Source organism: Janthinobacterium silvisoli (assembly GCF_014200725.1).
Classification (GTDB): Bacteria; Pseudomonadota; Gammaproteobacteria; order Burkholderiales; family Burkholderiaceae_D; genus Janthinobacterium.
In genome coordinates, this window is sequence record NZ_JACHCL010000004.1 from 106,339 (window position 1) to 129,556 (window position 23,218).

At 60.8% G+C, this 23,218-nt stretch carries 22 protein-coding genes; 8 read left to right on the forward strand and 14 right to left on the reverse strand.

Annotated elements, in window-relative coordinates:
* Window positions 1–10: 10 nt before the first annotated feature.
* From cpaB to HDE75_RS19530, 4 genes are all read right to left on the reverse strand, one after another.
* Window positions 11–865, reverse strand: a complete 855-nt coding sequence (gene cpaB / locus HDE75_RS19515; RefSeq protein ID WP_183679697.1) for a Flp pilus assembly protein CpaB — start codon at window positions 863–865, stop codon at window positions 11–13.
* Window positions 862–2,238, reverse strand: a complete 1,377-nt coding sequence (locus HDE75_RS19520; protein ID WP_183679695.1) for an ATP-binding protein — start codon at window positions 2,236–2,238, stop codon at window positions 862–864. Before HDE75_RS19520 ends, cpaB begins: the two co-directional genes overlap by 4 nt.
* Window positions 2,239–2,332: 94 nt before the next feature.
* Complete coding sequence (locus tag HDE75_RS19525; protein WP_183679693.1) at window positions 2,333–2,866, reverse strand: A24 family peptidase; 534 nt, start codon at window positions 2,864–2,866, stop codon at window positions 2,333–2,335.
* A gap of 52 nt (window positions 2,867–2,918) precedes the next feature.
* Window positions 2,919–3,101 carry a Flp family type IVb pilin gene (locus tag HDE75_RS19530; RefSeq protein ID WP_183679691.1) on the reverse strand — a complete coding sequence of 61 codons (183 nt, stop codon included), beginning with the start codon at window positions 3,099–3,101 and terminating at the stop codon, window positions 2,919–2,921.
* Between the two features lie 542 nt (window positions 3,102–3,643).
* Here HDE75_RS19530 and HDE75_RS19535 point away from each other — a divergent pair.
* On the forward strand, window positions 3,644–4,690 hold the full coding sequence (locus HDE75_RS19535) for a GGDEF domain-containing protein (protein WP_183679689.1): 1,047 nt from the start codon (window positions 3,644–3,646) through the stop codon (window positions 4,688–4,690).
* Here HDE75_RS19535 and HDE75_RS19540 read toward each other — a convergent pair.
* Complete coding sequence (locus HDE75_RS19540; protein ID WP_183679687.1) at window positions 4,687–5,913, reverse strand: HD-GYP domain-containing protein; 1,227 nt, start codon at window positions 5,911–5,913, stop codon at window positions 4,687–4,689. The genes HDE75_RS19535 and HDE75_RS19540 overlap by 4 nt on opposite strands.
* 184 nt (window positions 5,914–6,097) lie before the next feature.
* Here HDE75_RS19540 and HDE75_RS19545 point away from each other — a divergent pair, with 184 nt between their 5' ends.
* Window positions 6,098–7,063, forward strand: coding sequence for a LysR substrate-binding domain-containing protein (locus HDE75_RS19545; RefSeq protein ID WP_183679685.1), 966 nt, complete (start codon window positions 6,098–6,100; stop codon window positions 7,061–7,063).
* A gap of 43 nt (window positions 7,064–7,106) precedes the next feature.
* Here HDE75_RS19545 and HDE75_RS26850 read toward each other — a convergent pair whose 3' ends face one another.
* The gene (locus tag HDE75_RS26850) at window positions 7,107–7,229 is read right to left on the reverse strand and encodes a hypothetical protein (RefSeq protein ID WP_260174219.1); all 123 of its coding nucleotides are present in this window, start codon (window positions 7,227–7,229) and stop codon (window positions 7,107–7,109) included.
* 130 nt (window positions 7,230–7,359) lie between these two features.
* On the opposite strand from HDE75_RS26850, the gene HDE75_RS19550 reads away from it, so the two are divergent.
* Window positions 7,360–8,658 carry an aspartate carbamoyltransferase gene (locus tag HDE75_RS19550; RefSeq protein ID WP_409254927.1) on the forward strand — a complete coding sequence of 433 codons (1,299 nt, stop codon included), beginning with the start codon at window positions 7,360–7,362 and terminating at the stop codon, window positions 8,656–8,658.
* Window positions 8,659–8,832: 174 nt separating this feature from the next.
* Here the strand turns inward: HDE75_RS19550 and HDE75_RS19555 are convergent, their stop codons facing one another.
* On the reverse strand, window positions 8,833–9,570 hold the full coding sequence (locus HDE75_RS19555) for an SDR family NAD(P)-dependent oxidoreductase (RefSeq protein ID WP_183679681.1): 738 nt from the start codon (window positions 9,568–9,570) through the stop codon (window positions 8,833–8,835).
* A 63-nt stretch (window positions 9,571–9,633) separates the two neighbouring features.
* A complete protein-coding gene (locus tag HDE75_RS19560; protein ID WP_183679679.1) occupies window positions 9,634–10,830 on the reverse strand; it encodes an MFS transporter in 1,197 nt (398 codons plus the stop codon).
* A 108-nt stretch (window positions 10,831–10,938) separates the two neighbouring features.
* On the opposite strand from HDE75_RS19560, the gene HDE75_RS19565 reads away from it, so the two are divergent.
* A complete protein-coding gene (locus HDE75_RS19565; protein ID WP_183679677.1) occupies window positions 10,939–11,880 on the forward strand; it encodes a LysR family transcriptional regulator in 942 nt (313 codons plus the stop codon).
* A 175-nt stretch (window positions 11,881–12,055) separates the two neighbouring features.
* On the forward strand, window positions 12,056–15,652 hold the full coding sequence (locus HDE75_RS19570) for an indolepyruvate ferredoxin oxidoreductase family protein (RefSeq protein ID WP_183679675.1): 3,597 nt from the start codon (window positions 12,056–12,058) through the stop codon (window positions 15,650–15,652).
* 53 nt (window positions 15,653–15,705) lie between these two features.
* Here the strand turns inward: HDE75_RS19570 and HDE75_RS19575 are convergent, their stop codons facing one another.
* Complete coding sequence (locus HDE75_RS19575) at window positions 15,706–16,716, reverse strand: substrate-binding domain-containing protein (RefSeq protein ID WP_183679673.1); 1,011 nt, start codon at window positions 16,714–16,716, stop codon at window positions 15,706–15,708.
* Window positions 16,717–17,152: 436 nt separating this feature from the next.
* On the opposite strand from HDE75_RS19575, the gene HDE75_RS19580 reads away from it, so the two are divergent.
* Window positions 17,153–17,476, forward strand: a complete 324-nt coding sequence (locus tag HDE75_RS19580; RefSeq protein ID WP_183679670.1) for a hypothetical protein — start codon at window positions 17,153–17,155, stop codon at window positions 17,474–17,476.
* Window position 17,477: 1 nt separating this feature from the next.
* On the opposite strand, the gene HDE75_RS19585 is transcribed toward HDE75_RS19580, so the two are convergent.
* Window positions 17,478–18,521, reverse strand: coding sequence for an MBL fold metallo-hydrolase (locus tag HDE75_RS19585; RefSeq protein ID WP_183679668.1), 1,044 nt, complete (start codon window positions 18,519–18,521; stop codon window positions 17,478–17,480).
* A gap of 157 nt (window positions 18,522–18,678) precedes the next feature.
* On the opposite strand from HDE75_RS19585, the gene HDE75_RS19590 reads away from it, so the two are divergent.
* Window positions 18,679–19,302 carry a TetR/AcrR family transcriptional regulator gene (locus HDE75_RS19590; protein ID WP_183679666.1) on the forward strand — a complete coding sequence of 208 codons (624 nt, stop codon included), beginning with the start codon at window positions 18,679–18,681 and terminating at the stop codon, window positions 19,300–19,302.
* Window positions 19,303–19,321: 19 nt separating this feature from the next.
* Window positions 19,322–19,630, forward strand: a complete 309-nt coding sequence (locus HDE75_RS19595; RefSeq protein ID WP_183679664.1) for a hypothetical protein — start codon at window positions 19,322–19,324, stop codon at window positions 19,628–19,630.
* 19 nt (window positions 19,631–19,649) lie between these two features.
* On the opposite strand, the gene HDE75_RS19600 is transcribed toward HDE75_RS19595, so the two are convergent.
* From HDE75_RS19600 to HDE75_RS19615, 4 genes are read right to left on the reverse strand one after another with little or no spacing between them, the layout of a single operon-like run.
* Window positions 19,650–19,937, reverse strand: a complete 288-nt coding sequence (locus HDE75_RS19600; protein WP_183679662.1) for a 2Fe-2S iron-sulfur cluster-binding protein — start codon at window positions 19,935–19,937, stop codon at window positions 19,650–19,652.
* Between the two features lie 16 nt (window positions 19,938–19,953).
* The gene (locus HDE75_RS19605) at window positions 19,954–21,102 is read right to left on the reverse strand and encodes a Gfo/Idh/MocA family protein (RefSeq protein WP_260174218.1); all 1,149 of its coding nucleotides are present in this window, start codon (window positions 21,100–21,102) and stop codon (window positions 19,954–19,956) included.
* 9 nt (window positions 21,103–21,111) lie between these two features.
* Window positions 21,112–22,164, reverse strand: a complete 1,053-nt coding sequence (locus tag HDE75_RS19610; RefSeq protein WP_183679661.1) for a sugar phosphate isomerase/epimerase family protein — start codon at window positions 22,162–22,164, stop codon at window positions 21,112–21,114.
* 57 nt (window positions 22,165–22,221) lie between these two features.
* Window positions 22,222–23,193 carry a substrate-binding domain-containing protein gene (locus HDE75_RS19615; protein ID WP_183679659.1) on the reverse strand — a complete coding sequence of 324 codons (972 nt, stop codon included), beginning with the start codon at window positions 23,191–23,193 and terminating at the stop codon, window positions 22,222–22,224.
* Window positions 23,194–23,218 lie beyond the last annotated feature (25 nt).

The following is a 23,218-nucleotide window of genomic DNA, read 5'->3' on the forward strand; positions in this document are numbered from 1 at the left end:
TGCGGGGTGGCTAAAAGCATTCGCGCGACTGGCGCATACCATCGATCACGGTGCTGCAATGGCGTGCGGCCTCCTGTTTTACTGGCGCCACACGGCGTGACATGGCGGCGGCCACGGCAACGACAACGGCAGGCGTAGCGGGCTTGACCTCTGGCACCTCGCCCAGCAAGCTCAGCTTTGTGGCGCCCGTGGTCACGCCCGGCTGTGGATCGACCTGGTTGCGCAGCACCAGCGACAGGCTGCCCACGCTGCGCGCCAGGTCCAGGTTTTCCGCCTGTTCCGGCGTCACCTCCAGAGTCACCGCATTGACCACGCGCGGCTTGGTTTCATCGCGCCCGACCTCCTGCGCCACGGCCAGCACCAGTATGCGTTCGAGCACGATCTTGGAAATATTACGGCTTTGCGGAAAGGTACGGTCGCCAGCATCCTGCTGGGTGCTGACGATGATATCGACATAGTTGCCCGGCAAGGCAAATCCCGCTACGCCGATCACATCGTTGACGCGCACGGTAATGGCGCGCCGCCCTTCCGTGATCAGCGCCGACAGGCCGCCCAGGGTACCGGCCGGCGCCAGCTTGGCTTCGCTCAGCGGTTCACCGCGCAGCATGCTGCTTTTCAGCACGCGCCCCACCAGTTGCTGAGGATCTTGCAAGGCGCCCTGCGGCAAGCTTTCCGCCGGCCACTCGGCCAGGCGCAACATGTCCGGCGTCAGACGCTGGCCCAGGTTGACATCGGCGGCGGCCACCACGATCTTGCCCTTGCCAACCGGTGTCTGGCGCAGCAGCCAATGCGACGCCAGCAACACTGCCAGCAGGCCCAGCACAATGGCGAGCCCCATCATCAGCAAGGCGCGGCGGTTTTTCATACGATGCTCTCGCACAAGCTACCCAGCGGCACATCACAGCTGGCAAACAGGCTGGCCCAGGCTTGCTCCAGGGTGGCCAGCGTCAGTTGCGGCGGCGTGCCCGCAAAGCCGGCGAAATCGACGATACGCCCCAACAACTCACATGGATAGCAAGCGAGCAAGGGCCGGCCTTCGCCGCCATGCAACTGCAGTACCAGATGATTGAGCACCAGCTCGTCGACAGCGATACCGGCCACCCGGCATTGCTGGCGGAAAAGGGCACGGTAGGCGTTATCGCTGAGCGCTCCCACTGCCACCTTGTAACCCAGGCGGCGCAACAGCGCGGCATCGAACAACTCGCCTGGCGGCAAGTTGGTGGCCAGCACCAGGGCATGATCAACGGGCATGCTGATTGCTAGCCCGCCACGCAAGCTCTGCGGGTCCGTACCCTGCGCCAGCGGCTGCATCAGCCGCGTCAGCACATCGGCCGCGCCCACGCGCTGGCGGCCCAGGTCATCGACGATCAGCATGCCATTGTTGGCACGCACATGGGGCGGCGCATGGTAGCAGCCATTGCTGCTGTCGTAGCGCAGTTCCAGCATGGCCGCATCGAGTTCGGCGCCGACCTGTATCACCGGACGCTGGCACAGCACCCAGCGGATATCCGTGCTGCGCCGCTCCAGTACTTGGCGCGCGTGGCTGACATGCTGCGGCGCCGGCGGCAGGTGCTGCGCTGCATCGTATAACTGGATAATGTCCTGGCCGACGACCACGGCGTACGGCACGGCTACCAGGCCATGCAGCAATTGCCCCAGTTGCCGCGCCAGCGTCGACTTGCCGCTGCCCGGCGCACCGTACAGCAACAGCGAGCGTCCCGAATACAGGGCCGCACCCAGCAAGTCGAGCATGCCCGGCCCGGCATGGGCGCCACCGAGCACGGCCGCCAGGTCATCGCTGGCTATCCGCTGCTCCTGCGCCCGCCACGACTGGCGCGCCACCATGGCGCGGTACGCTTCCAGCGTGACGGGCGCGGCGCCGACATACGCGCAGCGCTCGAGAAAATCGCTCGCACGCTGCTTGCCGGGGCCGGTCAGTTGATATTGCACATCGATATCGGAATCACCGCGCCAGGCCAATTCAGCCAATTGTTCGCCCACCATGAAATCGAGCACTTCGCGCAAGACATTGATCGACAGGCGCAAGCGCGTGGCCAGTACGGACAGATGGGTCTTGCCGCCGAAAAAAATCGCCTTGGCGATCAGTTCGACCACCAGTTGCCGCTCCAGCCCCGTCTCGCGCAGACTCTTCGGTTGCGGCGGCAAAGGCGGCATCAGTTGCGCATCGGCCGGGCGCGGCAAGCTTTCGGTAAGTGGGGAATAGTCGACCTCGCTCATGCGGCTTCTCCAACCAGATTAAGACTGCGGCAATCAGAAATTCATTCTACCGAGCAGCTTCCCGCGCCCATTGATTAAGAGCAATGAATGCGTTTCAGAAATAATCATGGGTTTGCACCACCAGCGTGCCCAGCGCGATCGCCAGGCCATACGGCATATTGCCCACGCTGGCATGGCTGGCGAGCGGCATCGGCGCCAGCGGTACGCCGGCGGCGCGCGCGATCATCGGCCATAGCAGCTGGCGCATATTGCGCAGGCAGCCGCGCCAGCTGCCCTGCCAGAGGATCATCACTACCGCCATCACGCCACCGAACAGGAAGGTAGTAAAGCAGATCAGCATGGCCGGCCAGGGGCCGGCAAACGCACCGACCATGGTCATCAGTTTCACGTCGCCAGCGGCCATGCCGCGCAGCACGTACAAAGGCAGGAACAGGAAGAACCCGGTCGCCATGCCACCCAGCCAGGCCAGGGGCAAGCGTTCTGGCGATAGCCATAGTTGCAGGACCAGCGCGGTAGCAATACCTGCCAGTACCCAGCCATTCGGAATCTTGCGGCGCGCCAGGTCGCTGACGGCGGCAGCCGTCACGAAGAGCAGCAGCAGCAAGTCACACAGCGCCTTGGCGGACATGGGCATACCTCTCGGGAAAAACCGCCACCGGCCGGCCGATGGCGGTACCTGCTTAGTCTTTCAACACCAGGTTGGTCGAAATTTCGGTGAGGACAGACAGCAGGTTGGTCTTGATCAGCAAGAAACCGGCGGTGATGGCTGTTGCCATCAATGCCGCAATCAAGCCGTACTCGATTGCCGTAATCCCGTCCTCATCCTTGACGAACTGCTGTACTGCCGACAGGAAGGTATGCATGACAAGCTCCCAAAAGTGAATCACAAGTCCCTGGCGCAATCCGGTGTGAAACATCGCCCATTCCTGCTAATATGTTTCCTGCCGTAAATTTCTGTGCCATTACAGTGACTATAGGACAGGCGCAGTTCGACAAATTGACGCGCCACAAATTTCCTTGTGGAAATTATCAAGGCCTGCCCAGATAGGCTGCTGGTCGCGATGCTGTTGCGAGAAAGAGTTGCAACTTCTTGACGGCATTTTTTACAACGGCAAGCAAGAATCGCATGCATTTACATGAAATCTTGCATACGTTAATTGCCTATTAGGCAAAAAGACATTATCCTGCTTAGTTCTTCTTTGGAAGGGCTTGTCGCACGGCGGTGGCTGATAAAAACGTGTGGCGCCAGACATAACACCGCCGGGCTGGACAATTTTTCAGGTACGCTGCGTTGTGTCATGCCACCAAATAAATCTTGGCTTCTTGTAGACGGACGCGAACATGCTCTTGCTTGGCGCAATGCTGGTATGACGACATTAGTGTGACTACTTTCCAGAGAACGACAATGGACTCCCTACTGAAACACATGGTGGACATGACGGGACACCGCGATCACACGATGCTCGACATCTCCGTGATCTCGGCGGTCCAGGAACTCGCTTCCGCGTCACAAACCCGTGTGCTGGCGTTGACCACCGTGCGTGGCCAGGTGTTCGTACGCTCGCGCGCCATCATCGTGGCGGGCAGCGTGGCCCGCATGGAAGACAATCCCGATCCCTCCGTACCGGGCGAACCGCTGGCTGACTATCCGGCGCTGGCCGCTTGCATCACACGCCATGAAGCAAGCGCCGACACCGTGTCCGACGATGGCCAACACCTGCTGTGGCTACCCATCTGGATCGGCGACCAGGTCACCACCTGCCTGGAAATCACCAATCCCACGCCGTACACGGGCGCCACCATCCAGGTGATCGGCGGCATCGTCAGCGTCTACCGCAATTTCCAGAACTTGCTCGATTACAGCGAACGCGATTCGCTGACCGGCTTGCTCAACCGCAAGACCTTCGACGACCAGCTGGCCAAGATCCTGCAAAGCCGTGGCGATGGCGAGACCGATAAAACGCGTCCGTTTGACGCCGAACGGCGCCATCACAGCGACACGGAGCGCCAGTGGCTGGCCGTGATCGACGTCGACCATTTCAAGCTGGTCAACGACAAGTTCGGCCATCTGTATGGCGATGAAGTGCTGATCCTGATCGCCAACCTGCTGCAGTCATCGTTCCGCTCGCAAGACCGCATCTTCCGGTTCGGCGGCGAGGAGTTCGTCGTGCTGCTGCGCTCGATCACCCTGGAAAACGCGCAGAAAATCATCGACCGCTTCCGCACCAATGTCGAAGCGCATGATTTTCCGCAAGTGGGGAGAGTCACCGTCAGCGTGGGTTTCGTCAGCATCAGCGCCTTTGAAGCGCCGGTGATCATCCTGGGCCGCGCCGACCAGGCGCTGTATTACGCCAAGAGCCACGGCCGCAATCTTGCCTGCCATTATGATGAGCTGGTGGCGAAGGGCATGTTAACTACGATAGCCTCCAACGACACGGCGGAGTTCTTCTAGGCGTCTGCTAATGACAGGAAGCGCATCGGATCGACCTGCCACTTGGCCGCCGACTCATGGCCGACGATCTTGTCGGCGCCGCCAAAACCGACGCCGCGCGACAGGTCTATCGTCTCGGGCTTGATGTAGGTTTTGCTTTTCGTACTGAAGAATACATTCACCTTCGGCGCCAGCAGATTGCTCTCGTGCGCTTCGATCACTACCGCCAGGCGGCCCGACTCCAGCATCACCATGGTGCCTACCGGATAGATACCCACGCAGCGCATGAAGTCTTGCGCGAACACGGGATTGAAGTGGAATTTGCTCCATTCATAGATCTTGCGCAACGCTTCCGCCGCCGGTATGCCCTTGTGGTAACTGCGGTCCGAGGTCAGCGCGTCATACACATCAACGATGGCCGCCATCTGCGCCAGTTCGCTGATGGCGTCGCCGGCCAGCTTGTCCGGATAACCGCTGCCATCGCGCCGTTCATGGTGATGCAAGGCGATATCGAGCGGTATCGGCCCGATTTCCGGCGACTGGCGCAGGATGTCGTAGCCATCGCGCGGATGGCGCTTGATCAGTTCAAATTCTTCCGGCGTCAACGGCCCCGGCTTGTTCAGCACGCCATCAGGCACCAGCGCCTTGCCTGTATCGTGCAGCAAGCCGCCCAGGCCCGCCTGGTGCGTGGTCGCGGCATCGAGGCCGCGCGAGCGGCAAAACGCCACCAGCAACGCGCACACGCTGACCGAATGCAGAAAGGTGTAGTCATCCTTGTTCTTGATGCGCAGCAAACCTGGCAAGGCGCCCGGGTTGCGCAGGATCGATTCGGTAATATCCTGCACCGTGTGCTGCACCCGGTCCAGTTCGACCGCCTTGCCCAGCCGCGCATCGGCCATCACGGTGCGCACCAGATACGTGGCCTGGCTGCGCACCTGCGTTGCCCTGGCCAGCTCCATGCCCAGCGAAATGCGCGTGACCACCGGCGGCGCACTGACGATCTGCACCAGTTCGCGCTCGGTGGCCGCCCGGGCTTGCGCCAGGGTGGGCGCATCCTGCACGTCGAGCCCCTTGCTGCTGTCGATCACCACATCATGGATGCCAGCCTGGATGATCTTGCGGATTTCTTCGTCGCTGCGCAACAGGAAACGGTTGCGCACGAACGGGTGCGTCATCCAGTCACAGCTCAGATCATGGATGTACATGCCGACTTTTAATTGCGAGGAATCTACTTTCTTGAACATGCAGCCATCCCACAAATTAAGCGTGCTGGTGTACCGGAAGCGCTAGAATGAGTATAACAAATATGCAAGGGCGGGACCCATGCGCGCCAGGCGGCATGTAGCGCGTGTTTTTCCCGCGGCAAAAGCCTGTGGCCAGCGCCTGGCGCACCGCAGATACCGACTTCGCTTGTGAGACTGGCAGCACATGGAATTGCGTCAACTTCGATACTTCGTCGCCATTGTCGACCACGGCTCGCTGTCGCGCGCGGCGCTGAACCTGCACGTGGCGCAGCCGGCGCTGACGCAGCAGCTGCGCCAGCTGGAAGAAGAACTGGGCGTGCAGCTGCTGCACCGTTCGGCACAAGGCGTGCTCAGCACCGACGCTGGCAAGATTTTTTATGAACACGCGCAGGCGATCCTGAAACAGGTGGCCGACGCCCGCTCGGCTGTCACCCAGAGCGCCACCCGGCCATCGGGCAATGTGACCCTGGGCCTGCCGCACAGCATCTCTGGCGCGCTGGCCCTGCCCCTGCTGCTGGCCGCGCGCGAGCGTTACCCCGAGATCACCCTGCAATTGACGGAAGAGATCACGGGCAACCTCAATGAACAGCTGAAATCAGGCCGCATCAACCTGGCCGTGCTATTCGACGATGGCCAGCTGACACCGTTCGCCTGCAGCCCGCTGGTGGAAGAAGAGATGCGCTTCATTTGCCGCGCCCATTCCGCGTTCGCGCCCACCGGCAACGCGCTGTCATTCCAGCAGGCGCTGGCGACAACCCTGATCTTGCCCGGCCTGCAGCATGGCGTGCGTCCACGTATCGCTAGCCGCGCCCGCGCAGCTGGCTTGACTACCAGCAAGGTGATTGAGATCAACTCGATCGCCATCCTGAAATCGGCCATCCTGGCCGACATGGGCGCCACCATCCTGCCCACCGCGCCGCTGCTGGCCGAACTGGACAGCGGCGCCATGCGCAGCTACGCCATCCACAGCCCTGCCCTGTCGCGCACGGTAGCCCTGTGCGCCTCAAAAAACATCCCGCTTACCAATGCGGGCACGGCCGTGAAAAACCTGGTGCTGCAAGTGGCGGGCGAGCTGTGTGCCAGCGGACGTTGGGTCGGCGCGCAAATGCTGTCGGCCTCCAAGCCGGAAAGCGGAGAGCAGCCTGGCTGAGCCCGGCAAGGCTAAATCGCCAGGCAAACCGCGCTACGTGCAGTCATTCTTCGGCAGGAACAAAATCGCACAGGACTATGCCGCCGGGCGGTTCGATAGCGGCTTGCAGCACCGCTGCCGGACGATGGATGCGCAGGCCGGGCCGGGTCAGCGCGAAATATGCCATGTGATTGCGTGAACCGCTCGACCGGTGAGTGCCCCCCACTTCCGGCAATTGTGACACTACGCAATATGTACATCAATCTGATTGCCATGAATCAAAGCAATCAATTAAAATACGCATTGTGTACATTTATATGGTGCTGGCAATGAGTATTCAACAACAAAGTTTTCTACGAGATACAATGCGTCGGCTGAACCTGACGCGAGAAGCATTTTCGTCACGGATAGGCGTCAGCCGGCGTGCGCTCGATACGTGGTTACTGCCAGCCGAGTCGCAGGAGTTTCGGCGCATGCCGGAAATCGTTGAACGCTTTGTCAGTGAAATCCTAGCCTCCGCCGCCCATACATCTACGCAGAGCGTATACTCCACTTCGGATTTAAGCATTACTCACGAGGGCAAACCCTGCCTGCTTTCCGTCGATCAATTCTCGCGCGGCTCAGCGGAGGCGCTCTTTCGATTGGCGGACGTGATGCAGCCCATCGCCCGCAGGCAGAAAATTTCACGGGTATTGGAAGGCGCGGTGCTGGGGAATCTGTTTTTCGAAGCCAGTACCCGCACACGTGTGAGTTTCGGGGCGGCCTTTTGCCGGCTTGGCGGTTCCGTATGCGATACCACGGGCTTTACTTTTTCCTCGATGGCAAAGGGAGAATCGATCTATGACACCAGCCGCGTGTTGAGCGGCTATGTTGACGCGCTTGTCGTGCGCCATCCGGATCAAGGGTCCGTCGCGGAATTCGCGCGTGCCACCAACATTCCCGTCCTGAATGCCGGAGATGGCCCCGGTGAACACCCCAGCCAGGCACTGCTCGATCTGTACACCATACAGCGCGAATTCTCCCGATTAGGGAAAATTGTCGACGGCGCCCACATTGCCATCGTCGGCGATTTGAAATATGGCCGTACGGTGCACTCACTGAGCAAATTGCTGGCGCTCTATAGCGGCATCAAGTTCACCCTGATCGCACCGGCAGAATTGGAAATGCCGGCACATATCATCGAACGTATCGCAGTCAATGGCAACGTCGTGGAACAGACGTCGGATCTCGTCAATGGACTACGCGGCGCCGACGTTGTATATGCCACGCGCATACAAAAAGAACGCTTTGCTAACGAGACAATTGAAGGATACACCCCGGAGTTCCAGATCAATCAAGCCCTGGTCAATTCTGTTTGCGGACCAGACACACTGATCATGCACCCCTTGCCGCGCGATAGCCGTCCGGGTGCCAATGACCTTGGCACGGATCTTTTGCATGACCCTCGTCTGGCGATCTTCCGCCAGACCGATAACGGCATCCCCGTCCGGATGGCGCTGTTCGCCTCTTTATTAGGCGTCGCTGATCAGGTACCGCATTCGCTGCGTGATGCAAGCTGGAAGGCACCGCGCTTTATCGGACCTGACGATGCACTCTTTCACGGCATGGATGGTTGAACAAGCCGCCGTGTACACGCATTACCGGGAAATGCGTCATCTGATGCTGGCCCCGGCGCTGGACGGCCTTTTCCGGATGCCGGCAGCCAATTTGCCAACGGCTGGCCTTTACGCAACCTTCCCGGTTCTCACCACGCAGCCGGTAGCTCCCTGGCGTCGCCCTGTTCGTCAATCTCAAGTGAGATTCAAGCCCCCATCGGATAACAGGATTTCTCCCGTCAGGTAGTTCGATGCGACCAGCATCGCCACGGCCTGGGCGATATCTTCCGGCTGCGCGGCGCGGCGCATCGGCGAGCGCTCGCGCCACAGTTGCTGGGCGGCCGTCCAGTCGGCTGTCAGCGGCGTATCCACCAGGCCGGGCGCGACGGCATTGACGCGGATCTCGGGCGCCAGCGAGAGGGCCAGCAAACGCGTCATGTGGTTCAGCGCCGCCTTGCCGGCCGCATAGGGTATCGATGCGCCCTTGGGACGCACGCCCGCATGCGAACTGATATTGACCACGCAGGCGGCGCCGCCACGCCGTGCCGACTCGCGCAAGGCCGCTTCCGCCTCGGCAATCAGCCGGAAAGGCGCGATCACATTGATTTCGTGCAGTCTTTGCCAGACTGCCGGGGTGGCCGCCGCCAGGTCGGCATGCGCGATGACTTGGCTGATACCGGCGTTATTGACCAGCACATCGAGCCGTCCCCAATGGACCACCGCCTGCTGCACCAGCCGCACGCGTTCAGCATCGATTGCCAGGTCGGCCTGCACATAGGTCGCCATGCCAAGTTCTGTGGCCAGCGCCTGGCCCGCCTCGTGCGAACTGCGCGAGTGCAGCACCACGGCATAACCGTCCTGCGAGAGCCGGCGCGCGATGGCGGCGCCGATGCCGGACGTGGAACCGGTGATGAGGGCAACAGGATGTGTCATCGGCAAGCTCGCTGGTATGCATAATCAATCGAAGCACCAGTATGCGTCTCAATGGAGCTTGCATCAACTATTGGCATGCCGGCGCGTGCTAAAGCCATGCGTCCTGGCCTGCCAGGCGATGAACAGCGCCAGCAGCAGCAATCCCAGCAGTACCCACGGGATGGTTGCTGCACCCGCCGTTTCCAGCAGCAGGCCACCGAGCACGCCGCTGCCGGCGAACGCCAGATTGAAGACCGTCACCAGCATGGACTGGGCAACATCGGCGCCTTCGCCTGCAGCGTCCGCCAGGGCGGTCTGCAGCAAGGTCGGCGCGCCACTGAAGCTCAAGCCCCACACGGCGACGCTCAGATACACCATGGACGGAGGAACACTACCCAGCGCCAGCACCAGCGCAGCCACGGCAAACGCGCCCAGGCTGAGCAGCACCAGCGGGCGCAGCCAGCGGTCGACCAGCAAGCCGGTGATCCAGATGCCGATCATCGCAGCGGCGCCAAAGACCAGCAGCGCCAGGTTGAGACGGTCGCCCAGGCCGATGGCGGCAAGGAAAGGCGCAATATAGGTGTAGAGCGTGTAGTGCGCCAGGATCCAGGCCATGATCACGCACAGCACGGGGCGCACGCCGGGCGTCGTCAACACATCGCGCATGGCAATGCGTTCTGTGGCCGGCTGCCCCGGATAGTCTGGCACGGCCAGGCGCACCCAGGCCATCAGTAACAGGCTCAGCCCGGACAAGATGGCAAAGATATTGCGCCAGCCGACCAAGCTGCCCAGCCAGGCAGACAGCGGCACACCGAGCGCCAGCGCCAGCGGTATGCCCAGCATGGCCAGCGCCATCGCGCGGCCTTGCAGCGGCGGCGCCACCATGCGCCGCGCATAGCCTGCTAGCAAGCTCCAGGCCAGGCCGGTAGCGATGCCCACCATGAAGCGGGCGCACAAGGTCACACCGTAATAGATGGACCAGGCCGTCACGGCATTGCAGATAAAAAAGCCGGCCAGGGCCAGCAGCAGCACCGCTTGCCGCCGCCAGCTGCGTGTGGCGATGGTCAAGGGTATCGCCGCCAGGCCTGAACCCAGGGCGCACAAGGTCACCAGTTGCCCGGCCCACGCTAACGATATGCCGAAACCCTCGGCGATCTGCGGCAGCAGGCCGGCCGGCACGGTTTCATTCGCGGTCGCAATAAAGCTGGCCATGGTCAGCGCCAGCAAGGCCGCCACCGGCAGGCGCTCGCTTGTTACGGGATGGCAGCTACTGTGATTCATGGTTGGATCTTTCGTGATTGCATGGTTGGTCAATGCATCACTTTGCGCCCGTGTCTTAGATTTGATAATTGGCGTACCATTTGAAAAAATTTCAAATCTACATTGATAATGGCCACTGACCGACTGGGCGACATGCGCCTGTTTGCCGAAGCAGCCGCACTGGGCAGCTTGTCCGCCGCCGGGCGGAAACTCGCGCTATCGCCTGCCGCCGCCAGTGCGCGGCTGTTCAAGCTGGAAGCGGCCTTGCACACCAGATTGTTTGACCGCAGCACGCGTCAGTTGCGCCTGACCGAGGAAGGCCGCCTGTATTTGCAGCATTGCCTGATCGCCCTGCGTGCAATAGACGAGGCAGAAGCGGTGCTGCAGGAAGGAAAGAACGGGGTGCGCGGCAAGCTGCGCATTTCAGCGTCAGCCGACTTTGGCCGCCATCTGCTGAACCAATGGCTGGAGGAGTTCATCAGCCAGCATCCCGACTTGAAGATTGCCCTGACCCTGTCCGATTCCATGTCGAATCTGCTGCAGGACGATATCGACCTGGCGATCCGTTTTGGACGGCCACAGGACGGCTCGCTGATCGCCCGCCCGCTGGCGCCCAACTGGCGTGTGCTGTGCGCCGCGCCCGACTACCTGGCGCGCCACGGCGAGCCCAGCTCCCCGGAGGAGTTGGCCGGCCATCAATTTATCGTGCTGGTCACGGCGGCCGGCCCCTTGAACACCTTTCATTTTGCGCAGGGCGAGCAGCAGTGGAGCCATACCGTGACGATGGAGCAGGCTTGGGAAACCAATGACGGCGCGCTGGCCCGCAGCTGGGCGCTGGCCGGCCATGGCATCGCGCGCAAGACCATCTGGGACGCTGCAGCGGATATCCGTGCCGGCAAGCTGAAAATTCTGTTGCCCGGTTTCAGCGCCAGCGAGGCCGGTGTCCATGCCGTATTTCACAGCAGCAAATACATGGCGCCCCGCGTGCGGCTGCTGCTGGACTTTTTGATCGCGCGCTTTGCCCACGCCACCGAAGAACTGCTGAGCGATATCGCCATGCCAGGGCGGTAACGCCGCCATATCATTTTTTCTTATACCCCCATCGTCAAACCGTATTAGCCACCATACCCCCCTCGCCCTACACTGACCTGGCCGCGCACACGCGGCAATTCCGCCTGCACCGGGCGCGCCTTACCGGGCGCCGTTCTGTGCAGACGTCATCTGAAACACCCTTTTGGAGACAGCCATGTCCGTAACCACGGAAAACGGCTCCGCAGCGTTCGCTAGAAACGCCGGTGCCGCGCCATCTACGCCCCCCGACACTTCCCGTTTGACCACAGTCAGCCTCGACGATAAATACACGGCCACTTCCGGCGCCATCTTTTTATCGGGCATCCAGGCCCTGGTGCGCCTGCCGATGATGCAGCGCCTGCGCGACCAGGCGGCGGGCCTGAACACGGCCGGCTTCATTTCCGGTTATCGTGGATCGCCGCTGGGTGGCCTCGATGAAAACTTGTGGAAAGCCAAGCCACAGCTGGAAGCGCACCACGTGCAATTCGTGCCGGGCGTCAATGAAGACCTGGCCGCCACCGCCGTCTGGGGTTCGCAGCAAGTGGACTTGATCGGCCCGGCCAAGTACGACGGCGTATTTGCCATGTGGTATGGCAAGGGCCCCGGCGTGGACCGCTGCGGCGATGTCTTCAAGCATATGAACCATGCAGGCACGTCCAAACTGGGCGGCGTGCTGCTGGTGGCCGGCGACGACCATGGCGCGTATTCCTCGACCCTGCCGCACCAGTCCGACCATTTATTTTCGGCCTCAATGATCCCTGTGCTGTACCCCTGCAATGTGCAGGAATACCTGGACCTGGGCATCCACGGCTGGGCCATGTCGCGTTTTTCCGGCTGTACGGTGGCCTTCAAGGCGCTGGCCGACACGGTGGAATCGTCAGCCTCCATCGATGCCGATCCGTTCCGCGTGGAAGTGAAAATTCCGCAGGATTTCGTCATGCCCGAAGGCGGCCTGAACGCGCGCCTGTCCAGCATTCCGCTGGGCCAGCAAGCGCGCAACCAGGAAGCGCTGATGCAGGACTACAAGATCTATGCGGCGCTGGCTTACGCGCGCGAGAATAAGCTCAACCACACCACCATCGACAGTCCGAACGCCAAGCTGGGCATTATTGCTTCAGGTAAATCGTATCTCGATGTACTGGAAGCGCTGGAAGAACTGGGCATCGACGAGAAAATGGCGGCAGAGGTCGGCATGCGCCTGTTCAAGGTGGCCATGCCGTGGCCGCTGGAACCGGACAGCGTGCGCGAGTTCGCGCAAGGTCTCGATGAAATTCTGGTCGTCGAAGAAAAGCGGCAAATCGTCGAATACCAGCTCAAGGAGCAACTGTATAACTGGCGCGACGACGTGCGTCCCAAGGTGATCGGCAAGTTCGATGAAAAAGGCGAATGGGTAGCGCCGCGCGGCGAATGGCTGCTGACTTCCAAGGCGGATTTTTCCGTCTCGCAAGTAGCGCGCGTGATCGCCAGCCGCATCGCGCGGCTGATTTCCGATCCTGTCACCTGCGACCTGATCAAGGCGCGCCTGAGCTTTCTCGACGCCAAGGATGCGGTCCTGAAAAAAGCCGTCAACACGCCGTTTCGCCCAGCGTTTTACTGCTCGGGTTGCCCGCACAATACCTCGACCAAGGTGCCCGACGGCAGCCTGGCGCTGGCCGGCATCGGCTGCCACGTGATGGCGACCTCGATCTATCCGGAAATGAACAAGCTGACCACCCACATGGGCGGCGAAGGCGCGCCATGGATCGGACAAGCGGCGTTTTCCAGCATTCCGCACGTGTTCCAGAACCTGGGCGACGGCACCTATTTCCATTCAGGCTACCTGGCCATCCGCGCAGCACAGGCCGCCAAGGTGAACATCACCTACAAGATTTTGTACAACGACGCCGTCGCCATGACGGGCGGCCAGCCGGTCGACGGACTCATCACCGTGCCGATGATGGCGCAACAGGTTGCAGCCGAAGGTATCGCCCGTATCGCGCTGGTGACGGAAGACCTGTCACGCTATGCCGACCGCAGCAATCTGCCTGCGCACCTGACCTTGCACGACCGCAAGGACATGGACGCCGTGCAGCGCGAACTGCGCGAAGTGCCAGGCGTGTCGGTGCTGATCTACGATCAAACTTGTGCGGCGGAAAAACGCCGGCGCCGCAAAAAAGGCGAATACCCTGACGTAGCCAAACGCATGGTCATCAACGACGCCGTCTGCGAAGGCTGCGGCGATTGCGGTCTGCAATCGAACTGCGTGTCGATCTTGCCGAAAGAAACGGAATTCGGCCGCAAGCGCACCATCGACCAATCCTCTTGCAACAAGGATTACTCCTGCGCCAAGGGTTTTTGCCCCAGCTTTGTCACGGTCGAAGGCGGCAGCCTGAAAAAGACCAAGACCGGTGCCGGCAAGAAAGATGAAGTCGATAACTTCGGCCCCTTGCCCGAGCCGGTACTGCCCGTCTGCGACGCGCCCTACAACATCTTGATCAACGGCATCGGCGGCACGGGCGTGATCACCGTCGGCGCGCTGATGGGCATGGCGGCCCACCTGGAAGGCAAGGGCGCATCCGTGCTGGACATGACCGGCATGTCGCAAAAGAATGGTTCCGTCACTTCCCACGTGAAGATTGCCGGTTCGCCGGCCCGCATCCGCGCCCAGCGCATCGCCACCGGCGAAGCCGACCTGATACTGGGCTGCGACATGCTGACGGCCGGCGCGCAGGATGCCGTATCGAAAATGCGTCCGGGCCGCAGCCTGGCCGTGGTCAACCTGCATGAACAACCACCGGGCACGTTTGCGCAAAACGCCGATTGGCAATACCCGACGGCAGAAGTGCGCCAGCTGATCGAGGAATCCGTGGGCGGTGCCGACGCGGCTGACTTTATCGACGCGACAAAATTAGCCACAGCGCTGATGGGCGACTCGATCGCCGCCAACCTGTTCATGCTCGGTTACGCCTGGCAAAAGGGCCGCATTCCGTTGACAGAAGCGTCCTTGCTGCGCGCCATCGAATTGAATGGCGTCGGGATCGAATCGAACAAGAAAAGTTTCCTGTGGGGCCGCCGCGCCGCATTCGACGTACGCAAGGTCACGCAAATCGCCACGCCGTCGCAAGCGATCATCGTGCAAATGCCGCAAAGCCTCGATAGCGTGATCAAGAAGCGCGTGGAGTTCCTCACCAGCTATCAGAACGCCGCCTATGCCGACGGCTACCTGACCTTGGTCAAGCAGGTGCGCGACCGCGAAAACACCCTGGGACTGGGCCAGAAACTGTCGACCGCCGTCGCCAAGTCCTACTTCAAATTGCTGGCCTACAAGGATGAATACGAAGTGGCGCGCTTGTACACGGACGGGCGGTTCGTGGAGCAATTGCAGCAGCAATTTGAAGGCAATTTCTCCGTGAAATTCAACCTGGCGCCACCGCTGTTCGCCAAGAAAGATGCCAAGGGCCACCTCGTGAAAGCGGAGTTCGGTTCGTGGATGTGGCGCGCCTTCCATCTGCTGGCGAAAGCCAAGGGCTTGCGCGGCGGCACCTTCGATGTCTTCGGCTACACGGCCGAGCGCAAGATGGAACGGGCGCTGATCGTCGAGTACCGCGAAATGCTGGCCAGCCTGCTGGCCAATATGACGGCTGAGAACCACGGCACTTGCGTGGAACTGGCCAGCCTGCCCGAAAAAATCCGCGGCTTCGGCCACGTCAAGGAAGCGGCGGTCGCCACGTATCGCAAGGACAAGGCGCGCTTGTTGGCGGTATTGGCGCAAGGCAGCAAGCACGCGGCGTAAAAGCGTAGTTAGAAAAGCAAAAACGCAGAGTCCAGGCTCTGCGTTTTTTTTGCTCAATCGGGGCAGCGTCCCACTGTCGCTCCGGGCAAAAGTACCGGCTGCCAGATTTCCTGCAGTTTTTCAGGCGGCGTGCCGGCCAGCAGCGCTTGCAGCATTTCGACCATCTTGGCGCCCGCGCGCGGCAGGTCGGGCTGGTCGATGGTGGTGACATTGATGCCGATCAAACTGTCTTCCAGGCTGCCCCAGACGATCACGGAGATTTCCTTGCCGATCTTGATGCCGGCATCCATCAGCGCACGCACGGCGCCCATGCCGGATAAATGGTTGTCGACGATGACGGCCGAGGGACGGGGCGAACAGACCAGCAGTTGCTGCATGGCGTGATAACCGCTGCGCCGGTCGAAGGTATTGTCGAGCATATGGCGGGGATCGGGCAACAAACCCGCTTTCGTCATGCCACGGATAAAGCTTTCCTTGCGCTCCAGCGCAAAGTGCACATCCAGCGGCGCGCTGAGCAGCGCGATGCGCTGGTGGCCATGCGCCAGCAGAAACGTCAGCGCCAGGTCGATGCCTGTATCGTTGTCATAGTCAAAATACGCATACGGTGCATCGACGCGCGTGCGCCCATGCGCCACGAACGGAAAACCGACCCGCGTCAGATACGCGATGCGCTCGTCACGCACGCGGGTGCGGCACACTAGCAGGCCATCGACCTGACGGCCCAGCACCAGCGATTCATAGGACGCCAGTTCATTCTCGGGCGACACGGGAGCAATGATCAAACTCATCTTCGCCGCTTCCACGGCGCCCGACATGCCATTGATGATGGATAGAAACAGGCTGTCGCCCAGGTCGCCGGGCAGTAATGGATAAATCGTCCCCAGCACATTGCTGCGGCCGACCGCCAGGCTGCGCGCCAGGGGATTGGGCCGGTAGCCAACTTTCTTGGCGGCGGCGAGGACGATTTCACGGGTGCGGGAATTGACTTCCGGATAGCCGTTCAACGCCCTGCTGACTGTCGTTTTCGACATGCCGAGGGCAATTGCGAGGCTCTTGAGATTCATGTATTAACTACCTGTCTGTCTGACAAATAAAACCAACTATGACCCACGATTATAGCCGAGCTCGTCAAACAAGCGACGCCTCAAGGCGTGTTGGATTGGTAGGAAAACAACGATTTAAACCTGATCGAATAGGACATTTTATGACGACAGCTACGCTTGAGGCCGCATGGTGGGCCATCGTGCATGAATGGTTTTCATAGGGAACAAAAAGAAGCAGGCACTTACTGTCGCCATGATACTTGCCAAACATCGCTACCAGGATGGCGATGTTTTCTGCGCACGATAGAATTATCAATAAAGCACAATTTACTGGAACTATGCGAGAATTTATCCTAATCTTGATTTTGGTAAAGTAAGCAGGCTGGTGTTCCGGCCGATACACATACGCTTGCCGCTCCCGGCCGCTTTCGCCCCACCCTCTACTAAGGTGACCAACGTGGTATCGCTAACCTCCGTCAACAATCTGCAGGCATCGCTGGCAACGGCGCAGCGGCGCGTCGAGCAGGGACAAAACCAGGTGCAGCGCGACAGCGAGCAACTGGCGCAAAGCCGTCAGCAGCTGGTGAAGGAACAGGAACAGTTGCGCGATACCGAACGCAGCAGCCAGCAAGCGCGGGCGGACGCCACGCCGGCCATCAAGCAGCCGCAACTGGACAGGGCCATCGAGATCCCCGTCCCGCCGAAACCGGCGCAGACACCGGCCGGCCAACTCAACAGCATCGGCCAGACGATCGGACGCCTGATCGACGTAACAGCTTAGTTTATTCAGTCAGCTCTTGCTGCAACACGGGCAACCACCATTTCTCGCCGTGGTGCGGCTGCTTCAGATTGAGGGCTTCCCCCATCTGGGGCGTCGTCATGTCCACGCCCTGCTTCTCGGCCAGGCCGGCGATGCGGTCGAACGGCTCGTGCCATACATGCAAGCCCAGGTCGAAGGTGCCGTTATGCACGGGCAGCAACCATTTCCCCTGTAAATCGAGGTGCGCCTGCAAGGTTTCTTCGGGTTGCATATGAATGTCAGGCCACTGTTTATCGTAGGCGCCGGTCTCGATCATGGTCAGGTCAAACGGACCATATTTTTCACCGATTTTCTTGAAGCCATCGAAATAGCCGGAGTCGCCGCTGAAGAACACGCGCACTTCGGGCGCTTCGATAACCCAGGATGCCCACAGGGTCTTGTTGCCGTCAAACAAGCCACGGCCCGAGAAGTGTTGCGACGGCGTCGCCACCAATTTCACGTCAGCAATCGTCGTGCCTTGCCACCAGTCAAACTGCTGCACCTTCTCCTTCGGGATGCCCCACTCCACCAGGGTATCACCCACGCCCAGTGGCGCCACAAAATGTTCGGTCTTGGCCGCCAGTTCCAGCACGGCCGCATAGTCCAGGTGATCGTAATGGTTGTGCGACAGGATCACGGCCTTGATCGGTGGCAAATCAGCGATGCTGATCGGCGGCTGGTGAAAACGTTTCGGTCCGGCCCACTGCACCGGTGACGCGCGCTCGGAAAAGACCGGATCGGTCAGGAAGAACTGGCCATTGAGTTTCAGCAGCAGGGTCGAGTGGCCGAGGCGGAACAGGGTATTGTCGGGCGCGGCCAGCAATTGCGCCTGGCTCAAGGCTTGCACGGGTACCGCCTTGGTCGGCACGGTGCCATCCGGCTTGTTGAAAAAGAAAGTCCACATCAGCTTGGCGGTATCCGCCGTGCCCAGCTTGAACATGGGCACGGGGTTGCGGAATTTGCCTTCATGCTGCTGTGGCGAAGCAAGGATGGCCGCAGGCTCGGCGCGCAGGGTGCAAGAACTCATGATGATCAGGATTCCCAGAAATAGAATATGGTGCAAGAACATATGGTGCCCAGTGGTTGGAAAACAAGATACAATTTACACTACACAGTGTAGTTCCTATTTTCAGCAAAGTAAACCAAGAGGTGTAAAATATTGTTTTCAAAGGAGATTTACCACCATGTCCTCACCGCAACGCTTGACCGACCGCAAGCGCGTAGCCATCGTCGATGCCGCCATCGCCGAGTTCCGCGAAAACGGTTTTGATGCGACCAGCATGGACAAGATTGCCGCCACGGCCGCCGTTTCCAAGCGCACCGTGTACAACCATTTCCCCAGCAAAGATAGTCTATTTGCAGAAATCTTGCAGCGCATGTGGGAAGGCAGTGCGGCACAGCCGGCAGTCGCCTACCAGGCGGATCAGCCCTTGCGGCCGCAAGTGATGGAACTGGTGCAACAAAAAATGGCCTTGCTGGCCGATGAGCACTACCTCGACCTGGCGCGCGTGGCGATGGCAGAAACCATCCATTCGCCGGAACGGGCGCAAGCGATGGTGGCGCGCATGGATGAAAAGGAAAGCAGTCTCAGCCACTGGATACGGGCCGCGCAAAAAGATGGCCGCGTGAAACAGGCCGATATGCACGATGTATCGCATCTGCTGCTGGCGCCCCTGAAAACCTTTGCCTTCTGGCCGCAAATCATCCTGGGCAAACCCATGCTCACTGCCGCCAGGCGGCAGGAAGTGATGGACATCGCCGTCGATATGTTTCTTTGCTACTACAGCGCGACGCCCCACCCCGCATAAACCAACTCAGGAGGCAGGCATGACGATCACCCCGGAGCAGCTCGCAGTGCTGATGCAGGAAGTGGAATTGTCGGACCCCATCGACTTTGCCGACCTGCCCTTCGATGAACAAGAATTGCGCAGCCTGATCGCCAACCACCTGTGCGAAATGGCCGACGCCATGGAAACCTTCACGCCCGAAGACCGCAACCTGACCTTGCTGGCGGTCGCTGCCAAGCTGGTGCTGGAAAATCTCGTGCTGCACGTGCAGCTGCTACGCCGCCACGGCTTGCCGGTAAGCGATAGCGTGGCGGCGCTGCTGCAGCGTTTACAAGACAAAAAATCCTGAACGGCCGGGAAAAGCAAACTCAGGCCCGGCGCACTGCCCGCGCCTGCAAGATGATGTCCGCTTCCGCCACCGCCACGCAGGGCAGGATATAACCATCGAGCCGTTCATCGGGGCTGACGCCGGGCCAGTCCACCGTGTAGCGCACCTGGCCCGTGGGCATATGGCACAGGCAAGTGCGGCAAGTGCCGTTGCGACAGGAGCTGAGCAGGCGGATGCCGGCCAGCTCGGCGGCGGCCAGCAAGGTTGTGCCGGCTTCTGCCGTGAATTGCCAGCCTTGCGGCATCAGGGTAATGGTGTAGGAGCGCATACCCCAGTGTAACAAATCAGCTTGCGAGGCTGGTCCAGGCAGCGCCTTGCCGATGGCTGCGCAGCACCGCTTCGGCAAACGCCAGGCCGGCCACGCCATCGTCAGCCGTCGGCAGCCAGCGCGCTTGCGCTGGTACCGGCTTGCCTGCCTGCAGCGCGCGGATGGCGATCGCCGCATCGAGATACAGCTGCGCAAATGCTTGCAGATAACCTTCCGGATGGCCGGCCGGCACCCGCGTGGCATGCGCGGCGGCGGCACTGTGCACGCGGCCCGGGCGCAGCAGCTGGCGGTTGCCGCCCTGCGGCGTGAACCATAGCGCATTCGGTTCTTCCTGGTCAAAATCGAGTTGCGCCTTGCTGCCGAACAGACGCAGGCGCACCGTGTTTTCACAACCGGTCGCCACCTGGCTGGCCCACAAGATGCCGCGCGCGCCATTGGCGTAGCGCAGCATCACTTGTACGTGGTCATCCAGGGTGCGGTGCGGAACAAAGGTCGACAATTCCGCCAGCAATTGCTCCGGCGTCTGGCCGCTGACAAATTGCGCCAGGTGATAGGCATGCACGCCCACATCGAGCAGGGTGCCGCCAAAACCCGCCTTTTGCGGGTCGTTGTGCCAGTTGCCCTCTGCCATGCCACCGGCCGCAATCGCGTCCGCCAGCCAGTCTTGCGAATACTCGACCTGCACCAGCCGTAGCTCGCCGATCTCGCCCGCTTCCACCATCGCCCGCGCATGGCGCAAGAGCGGGTAGCCGCTGTAAGTGTGCGTCAGCGCAAACAGCAAGTTTTTGCGCTGCGCCAGCGCGGCCAGCGCACGCCCTTCGGCCAGCGAAATGGCCAGTGGCTTGTCGCAGATCACGTGGATGCCTGCTTCCAGGAAAGCCGTCGCCACCGGCGCATGCAAATGGTTGGGCGTGACGATGGCCACCGCTTCGATGCCATCGGCGCGCGCGCTTTCCGCCTGCGCCATGGCTTGGTAATCGCTATAGCAGCGCTCGGGCGCCAGATGCAGCGCGGCGCCGCTCTCGCGGGCGCGCTGCGGGTCGGACGACAAGGCGCCCGCCACCAGTTCATACTGGTCATCGATGCGCGCGGCCATCCTGTGTACGGCGCCGATGAATGCGCCCTGTCCGCCTCCTACCATGCCCAGTCGTATCCGTCGCTGCATCGCGCCTCCCTAGCCCAAGCCCAGCAAATGATTGATCTGTCCCTGATCTACAGCGCTACCGGCAAAATCATCAAACGCGCGTTCGGCCACGCGGATGATGTGCTCGCGGATAAAACGCGCGCCCTCGGCTGCGCCATCTTCCGGATGTTTCAGACAGCATTCCCATTCCAGCACTGCCCAGCCCGGAAAGTTGTATTGCGCCATCTTTGAAAAGATGGCCTTGAAGTCGATCTGCCCGTCGCCCAGCGAACGGAAGCGCCCGGCCCGGTCTTGCCAATCGCCATAACCGCCATACACGCCCTGGCGACCGTTCGGGCGGAATTCTGCATCCTTGACGTGAAAAGCCTTGATGCGCGCGTGATAAATATCGATAAAAGCCAGGTAATCGAGCTGCTGCAGCACGAAGTGGCTGGGGTCGTACAAAATCGCCGCGCGCGGGTGGTCATTCACAGCAGCAAGGAAGCGTTCGAACGTCACGCCGTCATGCAAGTCTTCGCCCGGATGCAACTCATAACAAAGGTCCACGCCAGCCGCATCGAACGCATCGAGGATGGGCAGCCAGCGACGGGCCAGTTCGGCAAACGCCGTTTCCACCAGGCCAGCGGGGCGTTGCGGCCACGGATACAGATAGGGCCAGGCCAGCGCGCCGGAAAACGTCACGTGCGCCTTCAAGCCCATACGCTGCGACGCGGTAGCCGCCCACAGCAATTGCTGCGTGGCCCAGGCCGTGCGGGCCTTTGGGTCACCTCGCACGTGCTCGGGCGCAAAGTTGTCGAACAGCGCGTCGTAGGCTGGATGCACGGCGATCAGCTGGCCCTGCAAATGCGTGGACAATTCCGTTGCCTGCAAACCATAGCGGGCCAGTAAGGCGACCACCTCATCGCAATACTGCTGGCTGGCCGCCGCCTGTTCCAGGTCAAACAAGCGTGGCGCGGTCGGTAACTGCAAGCCCTTGTAGCCCAGGCCCGCCGCCCATTGCGCCAGGTGCTCCAAGGTATCGAACGGCGGCTCTTCGCCGAGAAACTGGGCCAGGAAAATGGCCGGGCCCTGGATGGTTTTCATAAGAATCCTCAAAGAAACAACCGCCGGGGTCAGACCCGACGGGTCTGACCCCAGTTTTTAAAACGGTGATTTTGGAAAATAAAACTGCTTGGCATTTTCGCGCGTAATCAGCACCGAGGGAATGATCGTGTTCGCTGGCAATTTTTCGCCTTTCAGCCGTGCTTCCGTGGTCAGCTTGATGGCGTCGTACATGAACTTCGGCGAGTACGATACATCGGCCACGATCAGCGGGTCCGAGCCATCCATGATCTTCTTGACGGCGCCCTTCGCACCGGCGCCGCCGAACACTTGCTTGATGTCCGTGCGCTTGGCTTGCAGAATGGCTTTCTGCACACCGATGGCCATGTCGTCATCGGCCGCCCAGACGGCATCGATCTGCTTGAAGCGGGTCAGATAATCCTGCATGACCTTGAAAGCATCGTCGCGGTTCCAGTTGCCATACTTGGCGTCGAGAATCTTGATATCCGGATGGCCTTTCATGACGCTGTTAAAGGCGTCGAAACGTTCATTGTCGAGGGTGGTCGGCATGCCGCGCAGCACCACGATATTTCCCTTGCCATTCAAGCTCTTGGCTAAATATTCGGCCGGCAGCTTGCCGAAGGCCGTGTTGTCGCCAGCGATATACGCATCCTGCGCTTCCGTATTGGTCAAGCCGCGGTCCACTACCGTCACGTAGACGCCCTTGTTTTTCACTTGTGCCACCGGCTGCGTCAGGGACGCCGATTCAATCGGGAAGATCACCAGGGTGTTGATCTTGTTGACGGTCAACATATCCTGCAACTGGTTCGCCTGCTCGGGCGCCGTGGCAGCCGTCTTGACGATGATTTTCAAGCCTGGATGGGCTTTTTCCAGTTCCGCCTTGGCCTGGTTGGCCCACCATACGATGCCCGAGGTAAAACTGTGGGTTGCCGTGGGAATCGCCACGCCCACTACCAGCTTGTCGGCAGGCGCTGCCGCCTGCGCGTTCGGCAAGGCCCACGCCTGCATCACCAGCACTGCCATCCCTGCTACACGAATAAAACGTTTCATGCTGCTCTCCTCCAAGGTTGTGGGC